This window comes from Pseudomonas sp. efr-133-TYG-23, assembly GCF_030209215.1.
GTDB classification, from domain to species: Bacteria; Pseudomonadota; Gammaproteobacteria; order Pseudomonadales; family Pseudomonadaceae; genus Aquipseudomonas; species Aquipseudomonas rhodesiae.
Genome location: NZ_JARVSL010000027.1, coordinates 141,612 through 165,842 on the forward strand (window position 1 = coordinate 141,612; position 24,231 = coordinate 165,842).

Sequence of the window (24,231 nt, forward strand, 5' to 3'; positions counted from 1 at the left end):
CCCGATAACGGTGCATCAGTTGCAGGTTTTACAACTGAGGTATCGTTATCGGGGGCAAGCCCCCTCCCACAGGCGTTTAGCGTTCATGTCCGTTGACCACCAAAACCCATTCATAAATGAGCGCTGCTGCTCAGCTATACTCCCCTCCATTTGAATGGCCCTTCGAGGAAGTACTGTGAAGAATTGGACCTTGCGCCAACGGATCCTGGCAAGTTTTGCGGTCGTTATCGCCATCATGCTGTTAATGGTCGTGGTCTCTTATTCACGGTTAATGAAAATCGAGGCTGGGCAAGAAGCCGTGCGCGATGACGCTGTGCCGGGGGTTTATCTGAGCTCAATGATCCGCAGCGCGTGGGTCGACAGCTATCTGCAGACCCTCGATATCATCGGTATGCGCGAAGACAAAACCCTGACCAGCGCCGACAAGACCGATTACCAGGGTTTCGAAAAGCGCATCGAACAGCAAATGGCCAATTACGAGAAAACGATCGGCAACCAGGCCGATCGTATGGAGTTCGATAACTTCAAGGCCTCGCACAGCAATTACAACAAGGTCCTGGCGCAAGTACTCGATCGCATCCAGGCCAACGATCTGCCGGCCGCCCACGAGTTGCTGGATGAGCAGTTGACGCCGATCTGGATTGAAGGTCGCATGAAACTCAACGACATCATCGCCGAAAATAAAGGCGTGTCCGATAACGCAACGTCCGCCATCGATGAAGCAGTGGTCTCCGCCAAGATCAGTTTGTTCGTGTCGCTTGCCGTGGCGATTCTGGCTGCTGGCCTGTGCGGTCTGCTGCTGATGCGCGCGATCATGTCGCCCATGCAGCGTATCGTCGAAATTCTTGAGGTTATGCGCACCGGCGACCTGAGCAAGCGTCTGAACCTGTCGCGCAAGGACGAATTCAACGCGGTCGAAACCGGCTTCAACGACATGATGACCGAGCTGACCGCCCTGGTGTCCCAGGCCCAGCGCTCGTCGGTGCAGGTGACCACTTCGGTCACCGAGATCGCCGCCACCTCCAAGCAGCAACAGGCCACCGCCACCGAAACGGCGGCGACCACCACCGAAATCGGTGCCACCTCCCGCGAAATCGCGGCCACCTCCAAGGACCTGGTGCGCACCATGACCGAAGTTTCCACCGCCGCCGACCAGGCATCGGTGGCCGCCGGTTCCGGTCAGCAGGGCCTGGCGCGCATGGAAGAAACCATGCACTCGGTAATGGGCGCCGCTGACCTGGTCAATGCCAAGCTGGCGATCCTCAATGAGAAGGCCGGCAACATCAACCAAGTGGTGGTGACCATCGTCAAGGTCGCCGACCAGACCAACCTGCTGTCGCTCAATGCCGCTATCGAAGCCGAGAAGGCCGGTGAGTACGGGCGCGGCTTCGCCGTGGTCGCCACCGAGGTGCGGCGTCTGGCCGACCAGACTGCCGTGGCCACGTACGACATCGAGCAGATGGTGCGTGAGATCCAGTCGGCGGTGTCGGCCGGGGTGATGGGCATGGACAAGTTCTCCGAAGAAGTGCGCCGCGGCATGTTCGAAGTGCAGCAGGTGGGCGAGCAACTGTCGCAGATCATCCATCAGGTCCAGGCCCTGGCGCCGCGAGTGCTGATGGTCAACGAAGGCATGCAGGCCCAGGCCACGGGGGCCGAACAGATTAACCACGCGCTGGTGCAACTGGGCGACGCCAGCAGCCAGACGGTGGAGTCCCTGCGTCAGGCCAGTTTCGCCATCGATGAACTGAGCCAGGTTGCGGTGGGTCTGCGCAGCGGCGTGTCGCGTTTCAAAGTCTGATGAGCGAACTCGCGGCTAAACGCGGCGCCGTCCCGGCAGCGAAAAAAGCGTTGTTCCTGGTGTTTCATATCGGCAGCGAACGCTATGCCCTACGGGCCACCGAAGTGGCCGAAGTACTGCCGCGCCTGCCGCTCAAACCCATTGCCCACGCCCCCGTGTGGGTGGCCGGCATTTTCGCCCATCGCGGCGCGCTGGTGCCGGTCATCGACCTCAGTGCCCTGGCCTTCGGCACGCCGGCCCAGGCCCGCACCAGCACTCGGCTGGTGCTGGTGCATTACCAGCCGCAGCCCTGGGTCGAGGCGCGCCGGCTGGGGCTGATTCTGGAGCAGGCCACCGACACCCTGCGTTGCGGCCTTGAAGAGTTCCAAGCATACGGCCTGGACAACCGGGAGGCGCCGTACCTGGGACCTGTGCGCGAAGATGCGGAAGGCTTGATGCAGTGGATCGGCGTTAATGATCTGCTCTCCGATGACGTGCGCGCCCTGTTGTTTTCCAGCGAGCTGAGCCTATGAGCAACGATCCGCGCTTCTTTGCCTTCCTTAAGGAACGCATCGGCCTGGACGTGGCGTCGGTGGGCGAGGCCATCATCGAGCGGGCCGTGCGCCAGCGCAGTCAGGTTGTCGGGGCACTTACCCCGGATGATTACTGGCAGCGCCTGCAACGCTCCCACGACGAGCAACAAGCGCTGATCGAAGCGGTGATTGTCCCCGAGACCTGGTTTTTCCGTTATCCCGAATCCTTCGCCACGCTGGCGCGCTTGGCCTGCGCGCGATTGGCCGAGATCAAGCAGATGCGCGCCCTGCGTATCCTTAGCCTGCCGTGTTCCACCGGGGAAGAACCTTACTCGATCGCCATGGCCCTGCTGGATGCCGGGTTGGCGCCGCATCAGTTCAAGGTGCAGGGCATGGATGTCAGCCCGCTGTCGGTGGAGCGCGCCCGGCGCGGCGTGTATGGCAAGAATTCGTTTCGCGGCGGTGACCTGGCCTTTCGCGAACGCCACTTCACCGAACACGGCGACGGTTACCACATCGCTGACCGCGTGCGCGAACAGGTGCGTCTGCAAGTGGGCAACCTGCTTGACCCGGCGCTGCTGGCCAATGAGGCCAGCTACGATTTTGTGTTTTGCCGCAACCTGTTGATCTACTTCGATCAACCGACCCAGCAGCAAGTGTTCGAAGTGCTCAAGGCCCTGACCCACGTCGACGGCGTGCTGTTTATCGGCCCGGCCGAAGGCAGCTTGTTGGGGCGGCACGGCATGCGCTCGATTGGGGTGCCGCAGTCCTTTGCCTTCAGTCGGCACGCGGAACCGGTCAGGCCCGAGCCGACCTTCATACCGATGCCCAAGCCGCAACGCAGTGCGGCGCCGCTGCCGGCTAAACCACGGCCGTTCAGCACAGTGAGTGCCAAGGTAGTGCCGATCAAGGCGCCACCCTCCGAAGCGGGCGCCTTGCTCAGCCGTATCGCCACCCTAGCCAACCAAGGCAAAAGTGCCGAGGCCCGCGCCATGTGCGAACAGTATTTGAGCGACCATCCCCCGGCCGCCCAGGTGTTCTATTGGCTGGGGCTGCTTAGTGATGTGGAGGGCAGTGCCCAGCAGGCCCAGGGGTATTATCGAAAAGCCTTGTACCTGGAACCCCAGCATCCGCAGGCCCTGATGCAGTTGGCCGCGCTGCTGGAATCCCAGGGCGACAGTGCGGGGGCGCGTCGTTTGCAGGCGCGGGCCGCCCGCAGCGAGCGAGCTGACAGTGAGTCCAAACCATGAGTAGCCCCGACGCGCTCGACACCACCGGCCTGGACCTGACCCTGGCCGACACCCAAGCCATCGACGATTGCTGGAACCGCATCGGCGTCCATGGCGACAAATCCTGCCCGCTGCTGGTGGAACATATCCACTGCCGTAACTGCTCGGTATATTCCGCCGCCGCCACGCGCCTGCTGGACCGCTATGCCTTGCAACAGGACGCGCATCACGGCCACGTCGCCGAGACGGTCGACGAGGACGTGGCGACCCGCTCGCTGCTGATGTTCCGCCTCGGTGACGAGTGGCTCGGCATCGCCACCCGTTGCCTGGTGGAGGTGGCGCCGCTGCAACCGATCCATTCGCTGCCGCACCAGCGCTCGCGCGCCTTGCTCGGCGTGGCCAATGTGCGCGGTGCGCTGGTGGCGTGCTTGTCGCTGGTTGAGTTGCTCGGCCTGGAGGCCGCTGACGGTGCCCCCAGCGGCGCACGCAGCATGCCGCGCATGTTGATCATTGCCGCGCAGGATGGTCCGGTGGTGGTGCCGGTGGATGAAGTGGACGGTATCCACGCCATCGACGAGCGTACGTTGAGCGCGGCGTCGGTGTCCGGCACCCAGGCCAGCGCGCGCTATACCCAGGGCGTGCTGCAATGGAAAGGCCGCAGCCTGCGCTGGCTGGACGAGGCACAGTTGTTGTCTGCCGTGACACGGAGCCTTACATGACCCCCGACCAGATGCGTGATGCCTCGCTGCTGGAACTGTTCAGCCTGGAAGCCGATGCACAGACCCAGGTGCTGAGCGCGGGCCTGCTGGCCCTGGAGCGCAACCCGACCCAGGCCGACCAACTCGAAGCCTGCATGCGCGCGGCCCACTCGCTCAAAGGCGCGGCGCGCATCGTGGGGGTGGATGCCGGGGTCAGCGTGGCCCATGTCATGGAGGACTGCCTGGTCAGCGCCCAGGAAAGCCGTCTGTATCTGCAACCTGAACATATCGACGCATTGCTGCAAGGCACCGACCTGCTGATGCGCATCGCCACCCCCGGCAACGACGTGGGGCCGGCGGATATCGAAGCGTACGTGGCGTTGATGGAGCGCTTGCTGGACCCCTCGCACCCGAGCCCCAGCGTCCGGCCGCCAACAGTACCGGAGCCGGCTCCCGAGCCGGTGCTTGAAGAACTGCCGCCGGAGCCCGAGCCCGCGTCGCCCGTCACCAGCGACCCACCGCGTCAGGGCAAGCGCATGACCGAAGGCGGCGAGCGCGTGCTGCGCGTAACCGCCGAGCGCTTGAACAGCCTGCTGGACCTGTCGAGCAAGTCTTTGGTGGAAACCCAGCGCATCAAGCCCTACCTGGTCAGCCTGCAGCGCCTCAAGCGTATTCAGAGCCAGAGCGTGCGTGCCCTCGACACCCTCGATGGCCAACTCAAGACCCAACACCTGAACCTCGAAGCCCAGGAGGCCCTGGCCGATGCGCGCCGCCTGCTGAGCGAAGCCCAGGCGCTGCTGGCGGAAAAAACCGCCGAGCTCGATGAGTTCGGCTGGCAGGCCGGGCAGCGCGCCCAGGTGCTCTATGACACCGCGCTGGCCTGTCGCATGCGCCCGTTTGCCGACGTGCTGGCTGGGCAGGTGCGCATGGTGCGCGACCTGGGCCGCAGCCTGGGCAAGCAAGTCCGGCTGGAAATCGAAGGCGAGAAAACCCAGGTCGATCGCGACGTACTGGAAAAACTCGAAGCGCCCCTCACTCATCTGTTACGCAATGCCGTCGATCACGGCATCGAAATGCCCGAGCAACGTGTGCTGGCGGGCAAACCGGCCGAAGGGCTGATCCGCCTGCGCGCCTCGCACCAGGCTGGTCTGTTGGTGCTGGAGCTGAGTGACGACGGCAATGGCGTGGACCTCGAACGCCTGCGCGGCACCATTGTCGAGCGCAAGCTGTCACCGCTGGAGACCGCGCTGCGCCTGAGCGAAGAGGAGTTGCTGACGTTCCTGTTCCTGCCGGGTTTCAGCCTACGCGACAAAGTCACCGAGGTGTCCGGGCGCGGCGTCGGGCTGGATGCGGTGCAGCATATGGTGCGCCAACTGCGCGGCGCGGTGGTGCTGGAGCAGACGGCGGGGCAGGGCAGCCGTTTCCATCTGGAGGTGCCGCTGACCCTTTCGGTGGTGCGCAGCCTGGTAGTGGAGGTCGGCGAAGAAGCTTATGCCTTCCCGCTGGCGCATATCGAACGCATGTGCGATCTGGCGCCGGAAGACATCGTGCAACTGGAAGGGCGCCAGCATTTCTGGCACGAAGGCCGGCATGTCGGCCTGGTCGCCGCCAGCCAATTGTTGCAGCGACCGGCGGGGCAGAACCCTTCGGAAACACTGAAAGTGGTGGTGATCCGCGAGCGTGACGCGGTGTATGGGATTGCCGTGGAGCGCTTTATCGGCGAGCGCACCCTGGTGGTGTTGCCGCTGGATGATCGCCTGGGCAAGGTCCAGGATATTTCCGCCGGTGCATTGCTCGACGACGGCTCGGTGGTGCTGATCGTCGACGTCGAAGACATGCTGCGTTCGGTGGACAAACTACTCAATACCGGGCGCCTTGAGCGTATCGCCCGGCGCAGCCAGCAGACCGCCGAAGCTCCGCGCAAACGCGTGCTGGTGGTGGATGACTCGCTCACGGTGCGTGAATTGCAGCGCAAATTGCTGCTTAATCGCGGCTACGAAGTGGCCGTGGCCGTCGATGGCATGGACGGCTGGAACGCCTTGCGTTCCGAGGATTTCGACCTGCTGATCACTGACATTGATATGCCTCGCATGGACGGTATCGAATTGGTCACACTCTTGCGCCGTGACAGTCGCCTGCAATCGTTGCCGGTGATGGTGGTGTCGTATAAGGACCGCGAAGAAGACCGCCGACGCGGGCTCGACGCCGGGGCCGACTATTACCTGGCCAAGGCCAGTTTTCACGACGACGCCTTGCTCGATGCCGTGATGGAACTGATCGGAGGCGCGCGGGCATGAAGATCGCCATCGTCAATGACATGCCCCTGGCCATCGAGGCGCTGCGCCGAGCGTTGAGTCTAGAGCCGGCGCATCAAGTGGTGTGGGTGGCCAGCAATGGCCTGGAAGCGGTGCAGCGCTGCGCCGAACTGACCCCGGACCTGATCCTTATGGACCTGATCATGCCGGTAATGGACGGTGTGGAGGCCACGCGCCAGATCATGGCCGAGACCCCGTGCGCGATTCTGATCGTGACCGTCGACCGCCAGGCCAATGTGAGCCGCGTGTTCGAAGCCATGGGCCATGGCGCCCTCGACGTGGTGGATACGCCGGCGTTGGGCGTGGGCAACCCCCAGGATGCGGCGGCACCGTTGCTGCGCAAGATCCTCAACATCGGTTGGTTGATCGGCCAGCGCGGCAGCCGTGTGCGCGCGGAAACCGCGCCGCCGCGCCACGAGGGCAAACGCCAGCGGCTGGTGGCCATCGGCTCTTCGGCCGGCGGCCCGGCGGCCCTGGAAACCCTGCTCAAAGGCCTGCCCCGCGACTTTCCCGCCGCCATTGTGCTGGTGCAGCACGTCGACCAGGTGTTCGCCGCCGGCATGGCCGAGTGGCTCAGCAGCGCGTCCAGCCTGCCGGTGCGCCTGGCCCGTGAAGGTGAGCCGCCCCAGAGCGGGGTGGTATTGCTGGCCGGGACCAACCATCACATTCGTTTATTGAAGAACGGTACGCTGGCCTACACCGCAGAGCCGGTAAACGAGATCTATCGCCCGTCGATCGACGTGTTTTTCGAGAGCGTCGCCAGCCACTGGAATGGCGATGCCGTCGGCGTATTGCTGACCGGCATGGGGCGCGACGGGGCCCAGGGTCTCAAACTGCTGCGTGAACAAGGTTATTTGACCATCGCCCAGGATCAACAAAGCTCGGCGGTGTATGGCATGCCCAAAGCGGCGGCGGCAATCGATGCCGCTGTTGAAATTCGCCCACTGGATAGAATTGCGCCTCGACTGCTGGAGGTCTTTGCACAATGAGCAAGACCTTGCGCGGTGCTGGCTTGCAGGTGGTAATTCAGGTGACTGCAGATGAATGATTTACAGATCGACGACATCAAGACCGACGAAAACGCCGCCATGGTGTTGCTGGTCGACGACCAGGCCATGATCGGCGAAGCCGTGCGGCGTGGCCTGGCCCATGAAGAAAACATCGACTTCCATTTCTGCGCCGACCCGCACCAGGCCATTGCCCAGGCCATCCGCATCAAACCGACGGTGATCCTGCAGGACCTGGTGATGCCCGGCCTCGACGGCCTGACCCTGGTGCGCGAGTACCGCAACCACCCGGCCACGGCGAATATCCCGATCATCGTGCTTTCCACCAAGGAAGACCCGCTGATCAAGAGCGCGGCATTTGCAGCCGGCGCCAACGATTACCTGGTCAAGCTGCCGGACAACATCGAACTGGTGGCGCGCATCCGCTATCACTCACGTTCCTATATGACCCTGTTGCAGCGCGATGCGGCGTACCGTGCGCTGCGGGTCAGCCAGCAGCAGTTGCTGGACACCAACCTGGTGCTGCAACGGTTGATGAACTCCGATGGCCTGACTGGGCTGTCCAACCGTCGCCACTTCGACGAATACCTGGAGCTGGAATGGCGCCGCGCCATGCGTGACCAGACCCAGCTGTCATTGCTGATGATCGACGTGGACTTCTTCAAGACCTACAACGACAGCTTCGGCCACGTCGAAGGCGACGAAGCCCTGCGTAAGGTCGCCGACACCATCCGTGACGCCAGCAGCCGCCCGTCGGACCTGCCGGCGCGCTACGGCGGCGAGGAGTTCGCTCTGGTGCTGCCCAACACCTCGCCGGGAGGCGCGCGCCTGGTGGCGGAGAAACTGCGCATGGCCGTCGCCGCGCTGAACATCCCCCACAATGCCCCGACCGAAGGTTCGTGCCTGACCGTCAGCATCGGCCTGTCCACCATGGTCCCGCAGCAGGGCTCCAGTTGCCGCCAGGTGATCATGGCGGCGGACAAGGGGCTGTATACAGCCAAGCACAATGGGCGCAATCAGGTCGGTATCGAGTGACCTGAGGCTGCGCTCAACACAAGTTTCAAAGGCAGACTCCCAACTCTTTGGTGAGCAGGCTTGCCCTGCGCCGGGCTGCGAAGCGGCCCCAAACCCAGGCACCTCGGTGTGTCAGCTAAAACCACATCGCCTGGAGTGGGGCTGCTTCGCAGCCCAGCGCGGGCGGTGCGACGATTCGACAAGCCCGCTCACTACGACAAGCCCCCTCCTGCGGTGTATTTTCCTGGGGTTTGAAACCGCCTTTTCGGCTCAGCGGGCTGCCGTTTCCAGCTGTTTGCCGTTATACTCGCCGGCTTTCAAAAGTTCGCCAACGAGTGCTGCCCGCCATGGAAATCAACCCGATCCTTAACACCATCAAGGACCTGTCCGAGCGCTCCGAAACTATTCGGGGGTATCTTTGACTACGATCAAAAGCATGAGCGTCTGACCGAGGTCAACCGCGAGCTTGAAGATCCGAGTGTCTGGAACAAACCTGAATACGCCCAGGAACTGGGGCGCGAGCGCGCTGCGCTGGCGCAGATCGTCGACACCCTCGACGAACTGAACACCGGCCTGGCCGATTGCCGTGACCTGCTGGACATGGCCGTCGAAGAAAACGACGAAGGCGCAGTGGGCGATGTGGTCGCCGAGCTGGCCCGTCTCGAGGAAAACCTCGCCAAGCTTGAATTCCGCCGCATGTTCAGCCACGAAATGGACCCGAACAACGCCTACCTGGACATCCAGGCCGGTTCCGGCGGCACCGAGGCCCAGGACTGGGCCAACATCTTGCTGCGCATGTACCTGCGCTGGGCCGACAAGCGCGGTTTCGACGCGACCATCATGGAACTGTCCGCCGGTGAAGTCGCCGGTATCAAGGGCGCTACCGTGCATATCAAGGGCGAATACGCCTTTGGCTGGCTGCGTACCGAGATCGGCGTGCACCGTCTGGTGCGCAAGAGCCCGTTCGACTCCGGCAACCGTCGCCACACTTCGTTCTGCGCGGTGTTCGTCTCGCCTGAGATCGATGACAAAGTGGAAATCGAGATCAACCCGGCGGACCTGCGGATTGATACCTATCGTTCCTCCGGTGCCGGCGGTCAGCACGTCAACACCACCGACTCGGCCGTGCGGATTACCCACGTACCGACCAACACCGTGGTGAGCTGCCAGAACGAACGCTCCCAGCACGCCAACAAGGACACCGCCATGAAAATGCTGCGGGCCAAGTTGTACGAGCAGGAGATGCAGAAGCGCAACGCCGCTTCCCAGGCGCTGGAAGACACCAAGTCGGATATCGGCTGGGGTCACCAGATCCGCTCCTATGTGCTCGACGCGTCGCGTATCAAGGATCTGCGCACTAACATCGAACGCAGCGACTGCGACAAAGTGCTCGACGGCGATATCGACGAGTACCTGGAAGCCAGCCTGAAGTCCGGCCTGTAATACCCTGTGTGGGAGCGGGCTTGCCCGCGATCCCCAGGCCGAAGGCCTGGGGGCAACGAACCTGTGATGGAAAATTTAAAGACATGAGCGACCAACAACTCGACCCGCAAGCCCTGCAACAGGAAGAAAACTCCCTGATCGCCCTGCGCAAGGAAAAGCTTGCTGCCGAGCGCGCCAAGGGCAACGCCTTCCCCAACGACTTCCGCCGCGACAACTACTGCGATGCCTTGCAGAAACAGTACGCGGACAAGACCAAGGAAGAGCTGGCGGAAGCGGCGATCCCGGTCAAGGTGGCAGGTCGTATCATGCTCAACCGTGGCTCGTTCATGGTGATCCAGGACATGACCGGGCGTATCCAGGTCTACGTCAACCGCAAGACCCTGTCCGAAGAAACCCTGGCCTCGGTGAAAACCTGGGACATGGGCGACATCATCGCCGCCGAAGGCACCCTGGCCCGTTCCGGCAAGGGCGACCTGTACGTGGAAATGACCAACGTGCGCCTGCTGACCAAGTCCTTGCGCCCGCTGCCGGACAAGCACCACGGCCTGACCGACACCGAGCAACGCTATCGCCAGCGCTATGTCGACCTGATCGTCAACGAAGACGTGCGCCACACCTTCCGCGTCCGCTCGCAGATCATCGCCCACATCCGCAGCTTCCTGATGCAGCGTGACTTCCTGGAAGTGGAAACGCCGATGCTGCAAACCATTCCCGGCGGTGCCGCAGCCAAGCCGTTCGAAACCCACCACAACGCGCTGGACATGGAAATGTTCCTGCGTATCGCGCCTGAGCTGTACCTCAAGCGTCTGGTGGTCGGTGGTTTCGAGAAGGTCTTCGAGATCAACCGCAACTTCCGCAACGAAGGCGTCTCCACCCGTCACAACCCAGAATTCACCATGTTGGAGTTCTACCAGGCTTACGCCGACTACAAAGACAACATGGACCTGACCGAAGAACTGTTCCGCGAGCTGGCGCAGCTGGTCCTGGGCAGCACCGACGTGCCGTACGGCGACAAGGTGTTCCACTTCGGCGAGCCGTTCGTGCGCCTGTCGGTGTTCGATTCGATCCTCAAATACAACCCCGAGCTGAGCGCCGATGACCTCAACGACATCGACAAGGCTCGCGCCATCGCCAAGAAAGCCGGCGCCAAGGTGCTGGGCTTCGAAGGCCTGGGCAAACTGCAGGTGATGATTTTCGAGGAGCTGGTGGAGCACAAGCTGGAACAGCCGCACTTCATTACCCAGTACCCGTTCGAAGTGTCGCCGTTGGCCCGTCGCAACGACGACAACCCGAACGTCACCGACCGTTTCGAGCTGTTTATCGGCGGCCGCGAAATCGCCAACGCCTACTCCGAGTTGAACGACGCGGAAGACCAGGCCGAGCGCTTTATGGCCCAGGTGGCCGACAAAGATGCCGGCGACGACGAAGCCATGCACTACGACGCCGACTTCGTCCGCGCACTGGAATACGGCATGCCGCCGACCGCCGGTGAAGGCATCGGCATCGACCGCCTGGTGATGTTGTTGACCAACTCGCCGTCGATCCGCGATGTGATCCTGTTCCCGCACATGCGGCCAGAAGCGTAACCATAGCGAAATCCAGAGCCGCCTTTTATAAGGCGGCTTTTTTATGTGGCGTCTATAAGCGTCAAGCAAACAGCGCCAGGTTTTGATCTGTTCAAGGATGTGAGTCGTGAACCGCGTAACCGCACAAGAAGGCGCCGCCGGCATTGCTGCTGCCGTGGCTGAAAGCGTCCAGTACCAGGGCCGCAAGGCCAGTCGCCAAGGCAGCGAGCAGCGCAGGCAAGACATTTTGGATGCGGCCATGCGCATCGTGGTACGCGATGGTGTGCGGGCTGTGCGTCATCGTGCGGTGGCGGCCGAAGCGGGGGTGCCGCTGTCGGCGACCACCTACTACTTCAAGGATATCGACGACCTGCTCACCGACACCTTCGCCCAATACGTGGAACGCAGCGCCGCGTTCATGGGCAAATTGTGGGTGCGCAACGAGGGCTTGCTGCGCGAAATGGTCGCTTATGGCGATGGCAGCCCGCAGTCGCGCTCGCAGTTGGCGGACGACATCGCCCGCTTGACCGCCGATTACGTGATGCGTCAATTGACCAACCGCCGCGAGCACTTGATGGCCGAACAGGCCTTTCGTCAGGAAGCCTTGCTCAACCCGCGTCTGGCGGAACTGGTGCGGTCCCATCAACAGATTCTGCTGCAGGGCACCGGGCAGTTTTTCCAGGTATTGGGTTCCCGCGAGCCGCAACAGGATGCCAAAGTGTTGACGGCGATAATCGGTCGGATGGAATATCAGGGCCTGCTGGGCGGCCCAGAGCCTTTGACCGCTGACGAGATGCTTGAGATTCTCAAGCGTTACATGCATTTGGTGTTGGCCTCGGTCTGACACCGGGGGAGTCCAATGAAAACCTGGCGTTTGGCGGTACTGGCCCTGTCGTTCCTATTGCTCGGTGGTTGCCTGGTAACGTTCAAGGACCCGTTGCCCGCCCATGAGGCGGCGCCGGATGAACTGCTGGGCCATTGGACCAGCAAGAATGCCTGGGGCGAACCGCTCAATCTGCAAATCAGCCGCGCCGGTGAGCACCGCTATAAAGCGGTGAGCTACCCTAAAGCCTCGCCGGCCCAGCGCGATGAGTACCTGTTTACCGTTTCGCGCCATGGCAGCCGCTGGTACCTGTCGGCACCATTGCCCGCCAGGTGGGGAGGGCATTATTTCCTGGCGGGATTCGAGTTCGACGATAAGCACGAATTGGTGGTCTATAACCTCGATCTCGAACAGATTCACCAGGCTATCGGGCAACAGGTACTGCATGGCAGCACCGTGGATACCGTCGAAGGCGCCGGTGTACTGATCGACAGCGCCATGAACCAGGTATTTGCCTACCTGGATGATCCGGCCAATGCCGATGTGTTCGTTGAAGCCGTGCGCTACCGGCGCGCGGGTCGATAACGTTTAAAGAGGAAGTACCGGGTGGACGATTACCAGCAGACGATACGCACCTTGTCCGATCGCATTGTGCTGGCGCAAACCCCGATCCGCGTCCTCGACGCCGTGAAATGGGACGAGAACATCCGTCAAGGGTTTCTCAAGGCCAAGGGCAAAGCCATGCCGGCCGTGGATCGCGACTATTACCTGAGCCGGCCGCTGTCGTTCGATTCCAGCGCGGTGAAGCTGGAATTCCAGAATATCGAGCGTGACATCACCCGCCGGCTCGGCCAATTCAGCCCGGTGGGGCAGATCATGCGCCGCATGTGCAAGGAATACCGCATGGTGGTGCGCATGCTGGAGGCCCGCGGCACCGAGGATTTCGGCCTGATCTCCCAAGAGCTGTACGGCGCCGCCTCCGATGCGTTCCACGCCGGCGACCCGACCCTGGCCGATCTGGGCCTGATGCTGTCCGATTACCTGAACAACATCGACGGCCGTGGCGACCTCAAGGACGAAGCCAAGACCCTGACCGCCAAGGACGCCGTGGCCCTGCTGCAAACCCGCCTGAACAAGGTGTTCGGCGAGGCCGAAGAAACCATTCGTGTGTTCGAGTCCGACGGTATTGTCGCCGACGCGGCGGCGGGTGCCGACTACATCAAGATCCGCGCCGACGCTATGTTCAACGACCGCGATGTGCGCGCCTTGGAAGTGCATGAAGGCCTGGTGCATGTGGGCACCACCCTCAACGGCCAGAATCAGCCGATCTGCACCTTCCTGTCCAAGGGCCCGCCGTCGTCCACCGTGACCCAGGAAGGTCTGGCGATCCTGATGGAGATCATTACCTTCGCCTCCTACCCCAGCCGCCTGCGCAAATTGACCAACCGCACGCGGGCCATCCATATGGTGGAGGAGGGCGCCGACTTCCTGCAGGTATTTGAGTTCTTCCGCGAGCAAGGCTTTGAGATGGCGGAAAGCTATGGCAACGCCAGCCGCGTATTCCGTGGCTCGGTGCCGACCGGTCTGCCGTTCACCAAGGATTTGTCCTACCTCAAGGGCTTTATCATGGTCTACAACTACATCCAGTTGGCTGTGCGTAAAGGCAAGCTGGAACAAGTGCCGCTGCTGTTCTGCGGCAAGACCACCCTGGAGGACATGCGTACCCTGCGCCAACTGGTGGATGAAGGCCTGGTGGTGCCGCCCAAGTACCTGCCCGAGCAATTCCGTGACATGAACGCCCTGGCGGCGTGGATGTGCTTCTCCAACTTCCTCAACCATCTGAGCCTGGATCGGATCGAGGCTGACTACTCCAATATCCTTTAAATGCTGTTATTTGCGAGGCTTCAACGGATGAGAATCCTCGGCATTCTGTGCCTGCTCCTCACACTGAACGGCTGTAGCTCGCTGCTGTTCTACCCCGAACCCGGCCTGCCGTTCACGCCACAAAAAGCACACTTGGACTACCGCGATGTCACCTTGACCACCGCCGATGGCGTCAAGCTGCATGGTTGGTGGTTGCCGGCCAAACCCGGCGTGCCGCTCAAGGGCACGGTGCTGCACCTGCACGGCAACGGTGGCAATGTGGCCTGGCATCTGGGCGGCAGTTGGTGGTTGCCGGAGCAGGGTTATCAAGTGTTGCTGCTGGACTATCGCGGTTATGGGCTGTCGGAAGGCAAGCCCTCATTGCCGGCGATTTATCAGGACGTGGACGCGGCTTTCAGCTGGCTCGACAAGGCCCCCGAAACCCAGGGGCAGCCCCTGATTGTGCTTGGCCAAAGCCTGGGCGGCGCGCTGGCCGTGCATTACCTGGCGGCGCACCCGCAGCGTCAGGCCCAGCTCAAGGCGCTGGTGCTGGACGGCGTGCCGGCCAGTTATCGTGACGTAGGACAATTCGCGCTGAGCACCTCCTGGCTAACATGGCCATTGCAAGTGCCCTTATCCTGGCTCGTGCCCGACGCGGACAGTGCGATCAATGCCATGCCCCAGTTGAGTGGCGTGCCGAAACTGTTGTTTCACAGCCTCGATGACCCGATCGTGCCCGTGGCCAATGGCATCCGCTTGTATCAGGCGGCGCCGCCGCCCAGAGTCTTGCAATTGACCCGGGGCGGGCATGTGCAGACCTTTGCCGATAAAACCTGGCAAACCGTGATGCTGCGCTATCTGGATGACCCACAACATTTCAATGGCCTGCGGCGCCTGGGCGAAATTCCAAACTATCCGACTCCTAACGTTGATCCATCAGAGAGCCCGCAATGAGCGAAGAACGCAACATGATCCCGCTGATCCTCACCGGCATCGGCACCATCATCGGTACCGTCGGTTGCCTGTGGTACTACGGCTACCTGCACTTCGCCAAACCGGAAGATGCGTTGCTGCTCAGTGACTTCACCATGCTCAAGACCGTGCCGGGCGAGGATTACAAGATCTCCCTGACTCCGGCCGCCCAAGTGGCGCAGTGCGTCGATGGCGTGCTGGTGATGTTTGATACCGAGCAGAAAGGCTTGAGTGGCGTGCTGGTGAACAACAAGAAGCAAGCCGTGCGCTGCATGGGGCAGGAAACGCCGCAGTTGCAGCAGTGAGCTTGCACGTCATTGTTGTGGGAAAGCGCCACGAGACTTGGTGATTAAGTCTTCAGTGCAATGGTAAGCCTACGCAACCCGGAACTATCTCGATTAACCAGCCACAGATTCGGGACTGATTGGTATCACTGATCGGTCTTTATTTCAGTTATGTGGAGTTAGCATCTATGGCAGCTGTTAATGCACCGTCGAGTGTTGGGAATGCGCGCGATGCCGGCGCAGTGGGGCAACAGAGTCTCGATCAGCGGATCCAAGATACACGAAACCAAATTCAACAACTGCGATCGCGAGGTTCCCACGGTGGACCGGGAAGCAGTGGTGCCGGTGGCGACGAAACCCTTGAGGCGCTTTTGAAGCTGCTGAATAAGCTGCTTGAACAAAAAAAGAATGAAGGTGCACAGAGCGGTCAAGGGGCTCAAAACGGCAACGCTCAGCAAGACGGTCAATCTGGTGCGCAGCCTGCCTCTCAAATCCAGCAGGGAGACTATCAGGGGAACACCCCGGTACCTTTCTGACTGCTCGTCTCACAAAAGCAGCCCTCGTCGATGGGCTGTTTATGGCGCTTGTAGCGATCAGTCCACCAATAAGTCGGCGCTGGCGGTAGTCACGGGCGACGGAATTATCTGGAACCCTATCGCGTATTCAAACCACAGAAAGCGGAGTTGCTTACACAGATCGAGGCTGAGAACGTGGCGATACGGATTGCTGCAATCGACAACATGCTGGACATGATCAGAGGGCATCAGACGCTGGAAAGGCGAGATGCTCGGGATCATGAGCTTGCGCAACTGATGGACAAGCTCTCGCAAAATACCTACGGTTCCAGAATTGAAATGCCCGCTGAGGATACTCATCGCACTATCGAGTTTGCCGAACCGAAAAAAAACCCACCGTAAGGTGGGTTTTTCTATCCAAGCTCAATCAATCAGTTCGCCATCGACGAACGTGGCTTGACCGGTTGGTTGTCGTTGGAGATGGTCACTTCAACGCGGCGGTTCATGGCGCGGCCCGATGCGCTGCTATTGTCGGCAACCGGATATTCCTTGCCATAGCCCTGGGTCACGATGCGCGAAATATCCACGCCTTGCTGAGCCAGTGCGCGTTGTACGGAAGCTGCACGGCGCTCCGACAGGCTCTGGTTGTAGGAATCGGAACCGGTGCTGTCGGTGTAGCCTTCGACGATCACTTTACGATCTGGATTGTCGCGCAGGAACTGAGCCAGTTTGGTGATATTCACCAGGCCGCTGGATTTCAGATCGGACTTATTGGTGGCGAACAATACGTCACCGAAAGTCACCAGCGTACCGCGATCGGTCTGCTTGGCGTTCAAGCTGTCCTGCAACTGCTTGATCTGCGCATCGCGAGCTTCCAGCAGGGCGCGAGCGCGTTCGTCGCCGGCGTTTTTCAGCTTGGCTTCGGATTCGCGCAGGGCGATGGTGTCTTTGGCCACTTCAACGCGCTGGTTGGTCAGGTAAGCCAGCTGGTCGACCTTCTTCTGGTCTTCCTTGTCGCGATAGGCTTTGTCGGCCTTGTCCAGCCACTCCTGAGCGTCTTTGGTTTCCAGCGCCGCGAGCTTGGTGGCCTGTGGGTTGGTTTGCAGGGCGGAGAAGTTGGTGCGGGCGTTTTCCAGGTTGGCGTTTGGCGGAGTGGAGCAGGCCGCCAAGGCAACGCTCATTGCCAATAGGGCAGGGATCATCAGTTGTTTACGCATAATCGTGTCGTCCTTTCAATTCAGTATCGGGTGCGGTGCGATCAAGGGGCTCGGTTTATTTCTGCTGGATAGCAGCCGGGCGCATGCCTTCCTTACGCAACTCGTCAACGGCCTTCTGGGAATCCTTTACCGCTTGCTCAGCTTTGGCAGCCTGGGCTTTACGTTCGGCGACACGGGCATCCCACTCGGCTTGTTCAGCCAACATACGAGCCTTCTCGTAGTTTTTGTCGTGCATCGCGATTTCAGCTTCTTTTAGCTTGTCCTGAGCCGACTTCATTTCTACAGCGGCGTACTCGGTGCCACCGGCGCTGACAGCGCTGTTGACCGCCGACTGGGTCACTGCGTACTGCTCAGTCGGAGGGTTACCGGCGCAGCCAGCCAGAACGAAGCTGGTACCGATTGCCAGCGCGGCCAATTTAAGCCCGCGCAGATGGTTAAACGAGGATTTGGCAGTGCTGGTCTTCATCGTCTTCAACTCCATTGGATAACTCCTGAAAAACATCAAAATCCATCTCAGTCAGTGAACGGCTGCGAGCCCGGTGGTAAAGCGCCTGGTGCTCTTTCAAACGGCCGTTCCAAGTGATGGCTTACTGGCTGTGACCGGAGGCTTTTTTCAAAAGTTCAGAAGAGATGGCGATTTGCCTAAAAAAATAATTGACTAAGTAGTCAGCGAAAAAAATTGGAACTTTTGCACTTCCAAGCAGTATTTCGGGCCTGTAATAGGCCCGGAATACAAGGGGAGGGTGGATTAAACGACAGCAGATCAGTGCTTCGATTCGTCCGCACTGGTAGACAAATCATGTAGATAGCGACGCGACAGCGACAAAAAGCGCGGGGTAGGGCCGACGTCTTCGTACAGCGGGTCGCCCTCTTCATCGGTCGCAATCACCTGCTGACCTTTGATATAGGGAAAGCTGGCTTCCAGCTCTTCAAGGGCGGCGCCGATCAGCTCGCCCAGCAGCTCTTCGGTGTTGCGCTTGGGGTACATCTCGGCGATGGCCGCCAGCCGGGCGGCGGACTCCACGTCCAGGTGGATCGCATATTCGGTCTTGGTCAAGCGACCCTTGGCGTTCTCTTCCCAATGCTGGGCCAATTCTCGGATTTTCATGGCAACCTCAATAAAACCCACGGCAAGCGGGCGGTGATGAGTGACCAGCCGTTCGCCTATCGCGACGACTTATGGTTGAGACTAGCTGCAACCCACAAGGTTTAAAGTCTTGTCATAAAACAACGCGGGCGGCACTCTGGCAGATCTGCGCGTCCCGGATTTCTGGCTGGAGATTGGCTGATGAGTGATATCGATGCACGCTTGCGTGAGGATGTTCACCTGCTGGGTGAATTGTTGGGCAACACCATTCGAGAGCAGTACGGCGATGATTTTCTCGACAAGATCGAGCAGATCCGCAAAGGCGCCAAGGCCGATCGGCGTGGCGCCGACTCTGAGAAAACCGCCGGCGATGAACTGAGCGCCAGCCTCAATCAGTTGCAGGAAGACGAACTGCTGCCGGTGGCGCGGGCTTTCAACCAGTTTCTCAATCTGGCCAATATCGCCGAGCAGTATCAGTTGATTCACCGTCGCGATGAGTCGCAACCGGCACCCTTCGAGGCGCGCGTGCTGCCCGAGCTGCTGGCGCGCCTGCAACGCGAAGGCCACAGCAACGAATCCCTGGCCCGCCAGTTGGCGCGCGTGGAAATCGAGCTGGTCCTCACCGCCCACCCGACCGAAGTGGCGCGCCGCACCTTGATCCAGAAGTACGACGCCATCGCCGCGCAGTTGGCCTTGCAGGATCACCGCGACCTCACCACCGCCGAGCGCGAGCAGATCCGCCAACGCCTGCAACGATTGATCGCCGAGGCCTGGCACACCGAAGAAATCCGCCGCACCCGCCCCACGCCGGTGGATGAAGCCAAGTGGGGCTTCGCGGTGATCGAGCATTCGCTGTGGCACGCCATCCCCAACTATTTGCGCAAGGCCGATCAGGCGTTGCACGCGGCCACCGGCCTGCGCCTGCCCCTGGAAGCGGCGCCGATTCGCTTTGCATCGTGGATGGGCGGCGACCGTGACGGCAACCCGAATGTCACCGCGCCGGTCACCCGCGAAGTCTTGCTGCTGGCGCGGTGGATGGCGGCCGACCTGTACCTGCGCGATATCGATCAGTTGGCTTCCGAGCTGTCCATGCGTCACGCCAGCCCAGCGTTGCAGGCCAAGGTCGGCGACAGCGTCGAGCCGTACCGGGCCGTGCTCAAACAACTGCGCGACCGCTTGCGCGCCACGCGGCAATGGGCCCACACCGCGTTGAGCAGCAGCACACCGGCGCCCGCCGAAGTGTTGCAGAACAACCGTGAACTGCTCGAACCCCTGGAGCTTTGCTACCAGTCGCTGCATGAATGCGGCATGGGCGTGATCGCCGACGGGCCGCTGCTCGATTGCCTGCGTCGCGCAGTGACATTCGGCCTGTTCCTGGTGCGTCTGGATGTGCGCCAGGATTCCAGCCGTCACTCGGCAGCCATGACGGAGATCACCGATTACCTCGGCCTGGGTCGCTACGAAGACTGGGATGAGGACGCGCGCATCAGCTTCTTGATGAAGGAGTTGACCAACCGTCGCCCGTTGCTGCCGGGGTATTTCAAACCGTCGGCCGACACCGCCGAAGTGCTCAATACCTGTAAGGAAATCGCCGCAGCCCCTGCGGCGTCGTTGGGCTCGTATGTCATCTCCATGGCTGGTGCGGCGTCGGATGTGCTGGCGGTGCAATTGCTGCTTAAAGAGTCGGGTGTACAGCGGCCAATGCGCGTGGTGCCGTTGTTCGAAACCCTGGCCGACCTGGATAACGCCGGCCCGGTGATTGAGCAACTGTTGCAACTGCCGGGCTATCGCGCGCGCTTGCAGGGCCCGCAGGAAGTGATGATCGGCTATTCCGACTCGGCCAAGGACGCCGGCACCACCGCCGCTGCCTGGGCGCAATACCGGGCGCAAGAGCGCCTGGTGGATATTTGCCGCGAACAGCAAGTGGAGCTGCTGTTGTTCCATGGTCGCGGTGGCACCGTGGGCCGTGGCGGGGGCCCGGCCCATGCGGCGATCCTGTCGCAGCCACCAGGCTCGGTGGCCGGGCGTTTCCGCACCACCGAACAAGGCGAAATGATCCGCTTCAAGTTCGGTCTGCCGGACATCGCGGAGCAGAACCTCAACCTTTACTTGGCTGCAGTGCTCGAAGCAACGCTGTTGCCGCCGCCACCGCCCGAGCCGGCCTGGCGTCATTTAATGGACGAATTGGCCGCGGATGGTGTGAGGGCTTACCGCGCGGTCGTAAGGGAAAATCCGCAATTCGTCGAGTATTTCCGCCAGTCCACCCCCGAACAGGAGCTTGGCCGCCTGCCGCTGGGCAGCCGTCCAGCCAAGCGGCGTGCGGGCGGTATCGAAAGCCTGCGCGCCATCCCTTGGATCTTCGGTTGGACCCAGACGCGCTTGATGCTGCCGGCGTGGCTCGGCTGGGAGGCGGCGTTGAGCAATGCCCTGGCGCGGGGTGAAGGTGAATTGCTGGGGCAGATGCGCGAACAGTGGCCGTTCTTCCGCACCCGCATCGATATGCTGGAAATGGTGCTGGCCAAGGCCGATGCCGATATCGCGCGTCTCTATGATGAACGCCTGGTGCAGCCCGACCTGTTGCCATTGGGTGCGCACTTGCGCGACCTATTGTCGCAGGCGTGCTCGGTGGTGCTCGGTCTGACCGGCCAGTCGCAACTGCTGGCACACAGCCCTGACACCCTGGAGTTCATCCGCCTGCGCAATACCTACCTTGACCCCTTGCATCTGTTGCAGGCCGAGTTGCTGGCGCGCTCGCGCCGGCAGGAAGCCGCGCAGGACAGCCCTCTGGAACAGGCGCTGCTGGTATCCGTAGCCGGTATCGCGGCCGGGTTGCGCAACACCGGCTGAGGTTTTTCGCGTGTTCTCAATGGCTTGCGCCTGAGCCAGGACGGCCGCCCGGAACCGGGCGGTCATCGTCCATGGGGGCGGGTTGCACTCTGGAATACCCTACCTATGACGTATGCGCGGTGCGGGTTCTTCCGACTTTTGGCGGCTTGTGTGGTTAGGGCCTGCTGTGTATCTTGATCAGCCTTTGGCCGTTTGGGCGGCCCGAATCACATTTTTACGCGATTGGCCCCACGCGGCGAATCCGAGCGTCATCTCTATAAAAAATTGAGGAGCACATCGATGCGCGTCATTCTGCTGGGAGCTCCCGGGGCCGGTAAAGGTACTCAGGCAAAGTTCATCACTGAAAAATTCGGCATTCCACAAATCTCCACCGGTGACATGCTGCGCGCTGCGGTAAAAGCAGGCACCGAGCTGGGCATTAAGGCCAAGAGCATCATGGACGCCGGTGGCCTGGTTTCCGATGACCTGATCATTGCCCTGGTCAAGGACCGTATCGCGCAGCCTGACTGTGCCAACGGTTTCCTGTTCGACGGTTTCCCGCGCACCATTCCTCAGGCCGAAGCCTTGGTGACGGCTGGTGTCGAGCTGGATGCCGTGGTTGAAATCGCGGTGGAAGACGAAGAAATCGTCCAGCGTATCGCAGGCCGTCGCGTTCACGAGGCCTCGGGCCGCGTGTACCACACCGTCTACAACCCGCCGAAAGTTGAAGGCAAAGACGATGTCACCGGCGAAGACCTGGTACAGCGCAAGGACGACACCGAAGAAACCGTGCGTCATCGCCTGTCGGTCTACCATTCCCAGACCAAGCCGCTGGTGGATTTCTACCAGAAGCTGTCCGCTGCCAACGGCAAGCCGAAGTACAGCCATATCCCTGGCGTCGGTTCGGTGGAAGCCATCACCGCCAAAGTGATGCAAGCCCTGAGCTGATCACCTGATCGGCGTCTCACACAACGGCCCGCTTGCGGGCCGTTGTTGTTTATACTGGCGCACTTTTTTTCGACTTGGACACCCACACCGATGAGCACCCTGCTGGCCCTGGACACCGCAACCGAAGCTTGCTCCGTTGCCTTGCTGCACGATGGCAAAGTAACCAGCCACTACGAGGTGATCCCCCGCCTGCACGCGCAAAAACTGTTGCCGATGATCAAGCAACTGCTCGAAGATGCCGGCACCACGTTGGCGGCGGTGGACGCTATTGCTTTTGGTCGCGGCCCGGGTGCCTTTACCGGTGTGCGCATTGCTATCGGCGTGGTGCAAGGCCTGGCCTTTGCCCTGGAACGCCCGGTGTTGCCGGTCTCCAACCTTGCCGTCTTGGCCCAGCGCGCGTTGCGTGAGCAAGGCGCGTCGCAAGTAGCGGCCGCCATCGACGCGCGGATGGACGAAGTCTACTGGGGCTGTTACCGCGCGGTGGCCGGTGAAATGCGCCTGGTCGGCGTGGAGGCGGTGCAGCCGCCCGAAGCGTCGGCACTGCCGGAGGATGCCAGCGGCGATTGGTTCGGCGCGGGCACAGGTTGGGGTTATGGCGAGCGCATCGCGGTGAAACTGGCCGGCCAGGACGCTGCCATGTTGCCCCATGCCGAAGACCTGCTGACCCTGGCGCGTTTTGCCTTCGAGCGTGGAGAAGCGATCCCTGCCGATCAGGCCGCGCCGGTGTACCTGCGCGATAAAGTGGCGCAGACCAAAGCCGAACGCGGGCTGATTTGACGCCAAAGTGATGGCAACTTTCGCCAATCGTCAGAATTTGCCCCCGTTTTTAAACCTTTTTCAAATTATGTGTTCTAGTTATCACCAGAGCATTTGCGCGCAACGGAAGTCGCCACTAAAATGCCATCACTGATAGCGAGTTCGCATCGATGCGTATAGACGGATTTTCCTCACAGTCGTACCCCCTCAAACGTAAGCCGCGCAAGGCGAGCGTGACGGTAGACGATTCAGTCGAAGATTCGCCGGACTTCATCGAGGTCCATTCCGAGGCGGCGCCCGCTGCACAAGGTGCTGGTAATGCGCGCATAAGCGGCCTGCCCGCCCGTCAGCAAGACATGATCTTCCCCCGTTCCATGAGCAAAAGCGTCGCCACCGCCCTGGCCAGTTACCTGACCACCGCTGGCTTTGTCGAATGGGATATGGAAGTACTGGGCCTCGACGTTCACATCTGATGCATCTGCCTTACTACCTTGGTTGTCCGTCCTGGAGTGAAAACGCCTGGCGTGATTACCTGTACCCGGCCGATGCCCGCGCCAGCGATTACCTCGCCCTCTATTCCCAAGTCTTCAACGCCGTTGAAGGCAACACCACATTCTACGCTCGCCCCTCGGCCGCCACCGTGCAGCGCTGGGCTGAAATCATGCCCGCCGATTTTCGCTTCACCGCCAAATTCCCCGGGGATATCAGCCACGGGGGCGATTTGCGTGAGCAATTACCGGCGGCGGAAAGCTTTGTCGGCCTGATGAGCCCGTTGGGTGAACGTGTAGCTCCGTTGTGGCTGCAACTGTCGGCTGCGTTCTCGCCGCAGCGTCTGGCGGAACTGGCTGGGTTTATCGACGGCCTGGAGCGTCCGATGGCGGTGGAAGTGCGCCACCCGGAATTTTTCGCCAAGGGCGATGCCGAGCGCATGCTTAACCGCCTGTTGCGCGACCGGGGTGTCGAGCGTATCTGCCTGGACCCCCGTGCGCTGTTCAGTTGCACCTCGACGTCGCCGGCGGTGCTGCACGCCCAATCGAAAAAGCCCAAAGTGCCGCCGCGGCCGGCTGCGCTGACTCAGTTTCCGCAGGTGCGCTTCATTGGCCATCCGGAGCTGGAGGCCAACGACCCGTTTCTGGTGCCGTGGATTGAAAAAGTCGCTGGCTGGATCGAAGAGGGCCGTACTCCCTACGTGTTTCTGCACACCTCGGACAATCGCCTCGCCGCCCAATTGGCCATGCGCTTTCATACCCAACTGATGGCACGCTTGCCCGGCCTTGCACCATTGCCCACGTTGGATCGCGAGCCCGAAGTGGAGCAACTGGGGTTACTCTAGGGCTCCTTTTCCCGCCAGGAGCTTGC

24 protein-coding genes are annotated in these 24,231 nt (G+C 61.3%); 21 read left to right on the plus strand and 3 right to left on the minus strand.

Features of this window, described 5'->3' with window-relative positions:
* Window positions 1–235: 235 nt before the first annotated feature.
* The 16 genes from QRN41_RS18500 (at window position 236) to QRN41_RS18575 (ending at window position 16,440) form a co-directional block, all read left to right on the plus strand.
* Window positions 236–1,798, plus strand: a complete 1,563-nt coding sequence (locus tag QRN41_RS18500; RefSeq protein ID WP_414704161.1) for a methyl-accepting chemotaxis protein — start codon at window positions 236–238, stop codon at window positions 1,796–1,798.
* Entirely contained in the window at window positions 1,798–2,310 is a 513-nt protein-coding gene (locus QRN41_RS18505; RefSeq protein WP_285421968.1) for a chemotaxis protein CheW, read from the plus strand. Before QRN41_RS18500 ends, QRN41_RS18505 begins: the two co-directional genes overlap by 1 nt.
* A complete protein-coding gene (locus QRN41_RS18510) occupies window positions 2,307–3,560 on the plus strand; it encodes a CheR family methyltransferase (protein ID WP_034096194.1) in 1,254 nt (417 codons plus the stop codon). The genes QRN41_RS18505 and QRN41_RS18510 overlap by 4 nt, the downstream gene beginning before the upstream one ends.
* Window positions 3,557–4,258 (plus strand): chemotaxis protein CheW, encoded by a 702-nt coding sequence (locus QRN41_RS18515; RefSeq protein ID WP_285421969.1) that lies wholly within the window; start codon window positions 3,557–3,559, stop codon window positions 4,256–4,258. The genes QRN41_RS18510 and QRN41_RS18515 overlap by 4 nt, the downstream gene beginning before the upstream one ends.
* A complete protein-coding gene (locus tag QRN41_RS18520; RefSeq protein ID WP_285421970.1) occupies window positions 4,255–6,534 on the plus strand; it encodes a hybrid sensor histidine kinase/response regulator in 2,280 nt (759 codons plus the stop codon). Before QRN41_RS18515 ends, QRN41_RS18520 begins: the two co-directional genes overlap by 4 nt.
* Window positions 6,531–7,541, plus strand: a complete 1,011-nt coding sequence (locus QRN41_RS18525) for a chemotaxis response regulator protein-glutamate methylesterase (RefSeq protein WP_094064776.1) — start codon at window positions 6,531–6,533, stop codon at window positions 7,539–7,541. The genes QRN41_RS18520 and QRN41_RS18525 overlap by 4 nt, the downstream gene beginning before the upstream one ends.
* Window positions 7,542–7,592: 51 nt before the next feature.
* Window positions 7,593–8,594, plus strand: a complete 1,002-nt coding sequence (locus tag QRN41_RS18530; RefSeq protein WP_034096198.1) for a diguanylate cyclase — start codon at window positions 7,593–7,595, stop codon at window positions 8,592–8,594.
* Window positions 8,595–8,920: 326 nt separating this feature from the next.
* A protein-coding gene (gene prfB / locus QRN41_RS18535; protein ID WP_098100956.1) for a peptide chain release factor 2 occupies window positions 8,921–10,016 on the plus strand; the annotation gives its coding sequence in 2 pieces (ribosomal slippage) (window positions 8,921–8,992 and window positions 8,994–10,016; 1,095 coding nt in all).
* A gap of 83 nt (window positions 10,017–10,099) precedes the next feature.
* Entirely contained in the window at window positions 10,100–11,602 is a 1,503-nt protein-coding gene (lysS, locus tag QRN41_RS18540; RefSeq protein WP_285421971.1) for a lysine--tRNA ligase, read from the plus strand.
* A 106-nt stretch (window positions 11,603–11,708) separates the two neighbouring features.
* Window positions 11,709–12,425, plus strand: coding sequence for a TetR/AcrR family transcriptional regulator (locus tag QRN41_RS18545; protein WP_034096200.1), 717 nt, complete (start codon window positions 11,709–11,711; stop codon window positions 12,423–12,425).
* A gap of 15 nt (window positions 12,426–12,440) precedes the next feature.
* Entirely contained in the window at window positions 12,441–12,989 is a 549-nt protein-coding gene (locus tag QRN41_RS18550; protein WP_285421972.1) for a hypothetical protein, read from the plus strand.
* Between the two features lie 21 nt (window positions 12,990–13,010).
* On the plus strand, window positions 13,011–14,288 hold the full coding sequence (locus QRN41_RS18555) for a flavohemoglobin expression-modulating QEGLA motif protein (protein WP_258695446.1): 1,278 nt from the start codon (window positions 13,011–13,013) through the stop codon (window positions 14,286–14,288).
* Window positions 14,289–14,315: 27 nt separating this feature from the next.
* The gene (locus tag QRN41_RS18560; RefSeq protein ID WP_285421973.1) at window positions 14,316–15,221 is read left to right on the plus strand and encodes an alpha/beta hydrolase; all 906 of its coding nucleotides are present in this window, start codon (window positions 14,316–14,318) and stop codon (window positions 15,219–15,221) included.
* Window positions 15,218–15,544 (plus strand): PA3694 family proteiin, encoded by a 327-nt coding sequence (locus QRN41_RS18565; protein WP_003172217.1) that lies wholly within the window; start codon window positions 15,218–15,220, stop codon window positions 15,542–15,544. The genes QRN41_RS18560 and QRN41_RS18565 overlap by 4 nt, the downstream gene beginning before the upstream one ends.
* Window positions 15,545–15,711: 167 nt before the next feature.
* Window positions 15,712–16,059: a hypothetical protein gene (locus QRN41_RS18570; RefSeq protein ID WP_258695448.1), complete on the plus strand. Its 348-nt coding sequence runs from the start codon at window positions 15,712–15,714 to the stop codon at window positions 16,057–16,059.
* A 147-nt stretch (window positions 16,060–16,206) separates the two neighbouring features.
* Window positions 16,207–16,440, plus strand: a complete 234-nt coding sequence (locus QRN41_RS18575; protein WP_080761403.1) for a hypothetical protein — start codon at window positions 16,207–16,209, stop codon at window positions 16,438–16,440.
* A gap of 29 nt (window positions 16,441–16,469) precedes the next feature.
* Here QRN41_RS18575 and lptF read toward each other — a convergent pair whose 3' ends face one another.
* The 3 genes from lptF to QRN41_RS18590 all read right to left on the minus strand — a co-directional run bounded on the left by lptF (window position 16,470) and on the right by QRN41_RS18590 (window position 18,363).
* Window positions 16,470–17,255 (minus strand): lipotoxin F family OmpA-related lipoprotein LptF, encoded by a 786-nt coding sequence (lptF, locus tag QRN41_RS18580; protein ID WP_034137217.1) that lies wholly within the window; start codon window positions 17,253–17,255, stop codon window positions 16,470–16,472.
* A 55-nt stretch (window positions 17,256–17,310) separates the two neighbouring features.
* The gene (locus QRN41_RS18585; protein ID WP_034096206.1) at window positions 17,311–17,736 is read right to left on the minus strand and encodes a DUF4398 domain-containing protein; all 426 of its coding nucleotides are present in this window, start codon (window positions 17,734–17,736) and stop codon (window positions 17,311–17,313) included.
* A gap of 282 nt (window positions 17,737–18,018) precedes the next feature.
* A complete protein-coding gene (locus QRN41_RS18590) occupies window positions 18,019–18,363 on the minus strand; it encodes a hypothetical protein (protein ID WP_034096207.1) in 345 nt (114 codons plus the stop codon).
* Between the two features lie 180 nt (window positions 18,364–18,543).
* On the opposite strand from QRN41_RS18590, the gene ppc reads away from it, so the two are divergent.
* From ppc to QRN41_RS18615, 5 genes are all read left to right on the plus strand, one after another.
* Window positions 18,544–21,189 (plus strand): phosphoenolpyruvate carboxylase, encoded by a 2,646-nt coding sequence (gene ppc, locus QRN41_RS18595; RefSeq protein WP_236217847.1) that lies wholly within the window; start codon window positions 18,544–18,546, stop codon window positions 21,187–21,189.
* Between the two features lie 279 nt (window positions 21,190–21,468).
* Entirely contained in the window at window positions 21,469–22,116 is a 648-nt protein-coding gene (adk, locus tag QRN41_RS18600; protein WP_034096209.1) for an adenylate kinase, read from the plus strand.
* Between the two features lie 90 nt (window positions 22,117–22,206).
* Window positions 22,207–22,893 carry a tRNA (adenosine(37)-N6)-threonylcarbamoyltransferase complex dimerization subunit type 1 TsaB gene (gene tsaB / locus QRN41_RS18605; RefSeq protein WP_167416423.1) on the plus strand — a complete coding sequence of 229 codons (687 nt, stop codon included), beginning with the start codon at window positions 22,207–22,209 and terminating at the stop codon, window positions 22,891–22,893.
* A gap of 149 nt (window positions 22,894–23,042) precedes the next feature.
* A complete protein-coding gene (locus QRN41_RS18610) occupies window positions 23,043–23,345 on the plus strand; it encodes a hypothetical protein (RefSeq protein ID WP_094064769.1) in 303 nt (100 codons plus the stop codon).
* Entirely contained in the window at window positions 23,345–24,205 is an 861-nt protein-coding gene (locus QRN41_RS18615; RefSeq protein ID WP_167416424.1) for a DUF72 domain-containing protein, read from the plus strand. Before QRN41_RS18610 ends, QRN41_RS18615 begins: the two co-directional genes overlap by 1 nt.
* The last annotated feature ends 26 nt before the right edge of the window (window positions 24,206–24,231 follow it).

Excerpts from the sequence above, each read along its gene's own strand:
- QRN41_RS18520 (WP_285421970.1), top strand. The coding sequence starts at position 4,255 with ATGACCCCCGACCAGATGCGTGATGCCTCGCTGCTGGAACTGTTCAGC.
- lysS (WP_285421971.1), top strand. The coding sequence starts at position 10,100 with ATGAGCGACCAACAACTCGACCCGCAAGCCCTGCAACAGGAAGAAAAC.
- QRN41_RS18590 (WP_034096207.1), bottom strand. The coding sequence starts at position 18,363 with ATGAAAATCCGAGAATTGGCCCAGCATTGGGAAGAGAACGCCAAGGGT.
- QRN41_RS18550 (WP_285421972.1), top strand. The coding sequence starts at position 12,441 with ATGAAAACCTGGCGTTTGGCGGTACTGGCCCTGTCGTTCCTATTGCTC.
- QRN41_RS18570 (WP_258695448.1), top strand. The coding sequence starts at position 15,712 with ATGGCAGCTGTTAATGCACCGTCGAGTGTTGGGAATGCGCGCGATGCC.
- QRN41_RS18505 (WP_285421968.1), top strand. The coding sequence starts at position 1,798 with ATGAGCGAACTCGCGGCTAAACGCGGCGCCGTCCCGGCAGCGAAAAAA.
- QRN41_RS18510 (WP_034096194.1), top strand. The coding sequence starts at position 2,307 with ATGAGCAACGATCCGCGCTTCTTTGCCTTCCTTAAGGAACGCATCGGC.
- QRN41_RS18525 (WP_094064776.1), top strand. The coding sequence starts at position 6,531 with ATGAAGATCGCCATCGTCAATGACATGCCCCTGGCCATCGAGGCGCTG.
- tsaB (WP_167416423.1), top strand. The coding sequence starts at position 22,207 with ATGAGCACCCTGCTGGCCCTGGACACCGCAACCGAAGCTTGCTCCGTT.
- QRN41_RS18615 (WP_167416424.1), top strand. The coding sequence starts at position 23,345 with ATGCATCTGCCTTACTACCTTGGTTGTCCGTCCTGGAGTGAAAACGCC.
- QRN41_RS18610 (WP_094064769.1), top strand. The coding sequence starts at position 23,043 with ATGCGTATAGACGGATTTTCCTCACAGTCGTACCCCCTCAAACGTAAG.
- QRN41_RS18515 (WP_285421969.1), top strand. The coding sequence starts at position 3,557 with ATGAGTAGCCCCGACGCGCTCGACACCACCGGCCTGGACCTGACCCTG.
- QRN41_RS18500 (WP_414704161.1), top strand. The coding sequence starts at position 236 with ATGCTGTTAATGGTCGTGGTCTCTTATTCACGGTTAATGAAAATCGAG.
- lptF (WP_034137217.1), bottom strand. The coding sequence starts at position 17,255 with ATGCGTAAACAACTGATGATCCCTGCCCTATTGGCAATGAGCGTTGCC.
- adk (WP_034096209.1), top strand. The coding sequence starts at position 21,469 with ATGCGCGTCATTCTGCTGGGAGCTCCCGGGGCCGGTAAAGGTACTCAG.
- QRN41_RS18560 (WP_285421973.1), top strand. The coding sequence starts at position 14,316 with ATGAGAATCCTCGGCATTCTGTGCCTGCTCCTCACACTGAACGGCTGT.
- QRN41_RS18585 (WP_034096206.1), bottom strand. The coding sequence starts at position 17,736 with ATGGAGTTGAAGACGATGAAGACCAGCACTGCCAAATCCTCGTTTAAC.
- ppc (WP_236217847.1), top strand. The coding sequence starts at position 18,544 with ATGAGTGATATCGATGCACGCTTGCGTGAGGATGTTCACCTGCTGGGT.
- QRN41_RS18565 (WP_003172217.1), top strand. The coding sequence starts at position 15,218 with ATGAGCGAAGAACGCAACATGATCCCGCTGATCCTCACCGGCATCGGC.
- QRN41_RS18530 (WP_034096198.1), top strand. The coding sequence starts at position 7,593 with ATGAATGATTTACAGATCGACGACATCAAGACCGACGAAAACGCCGCC.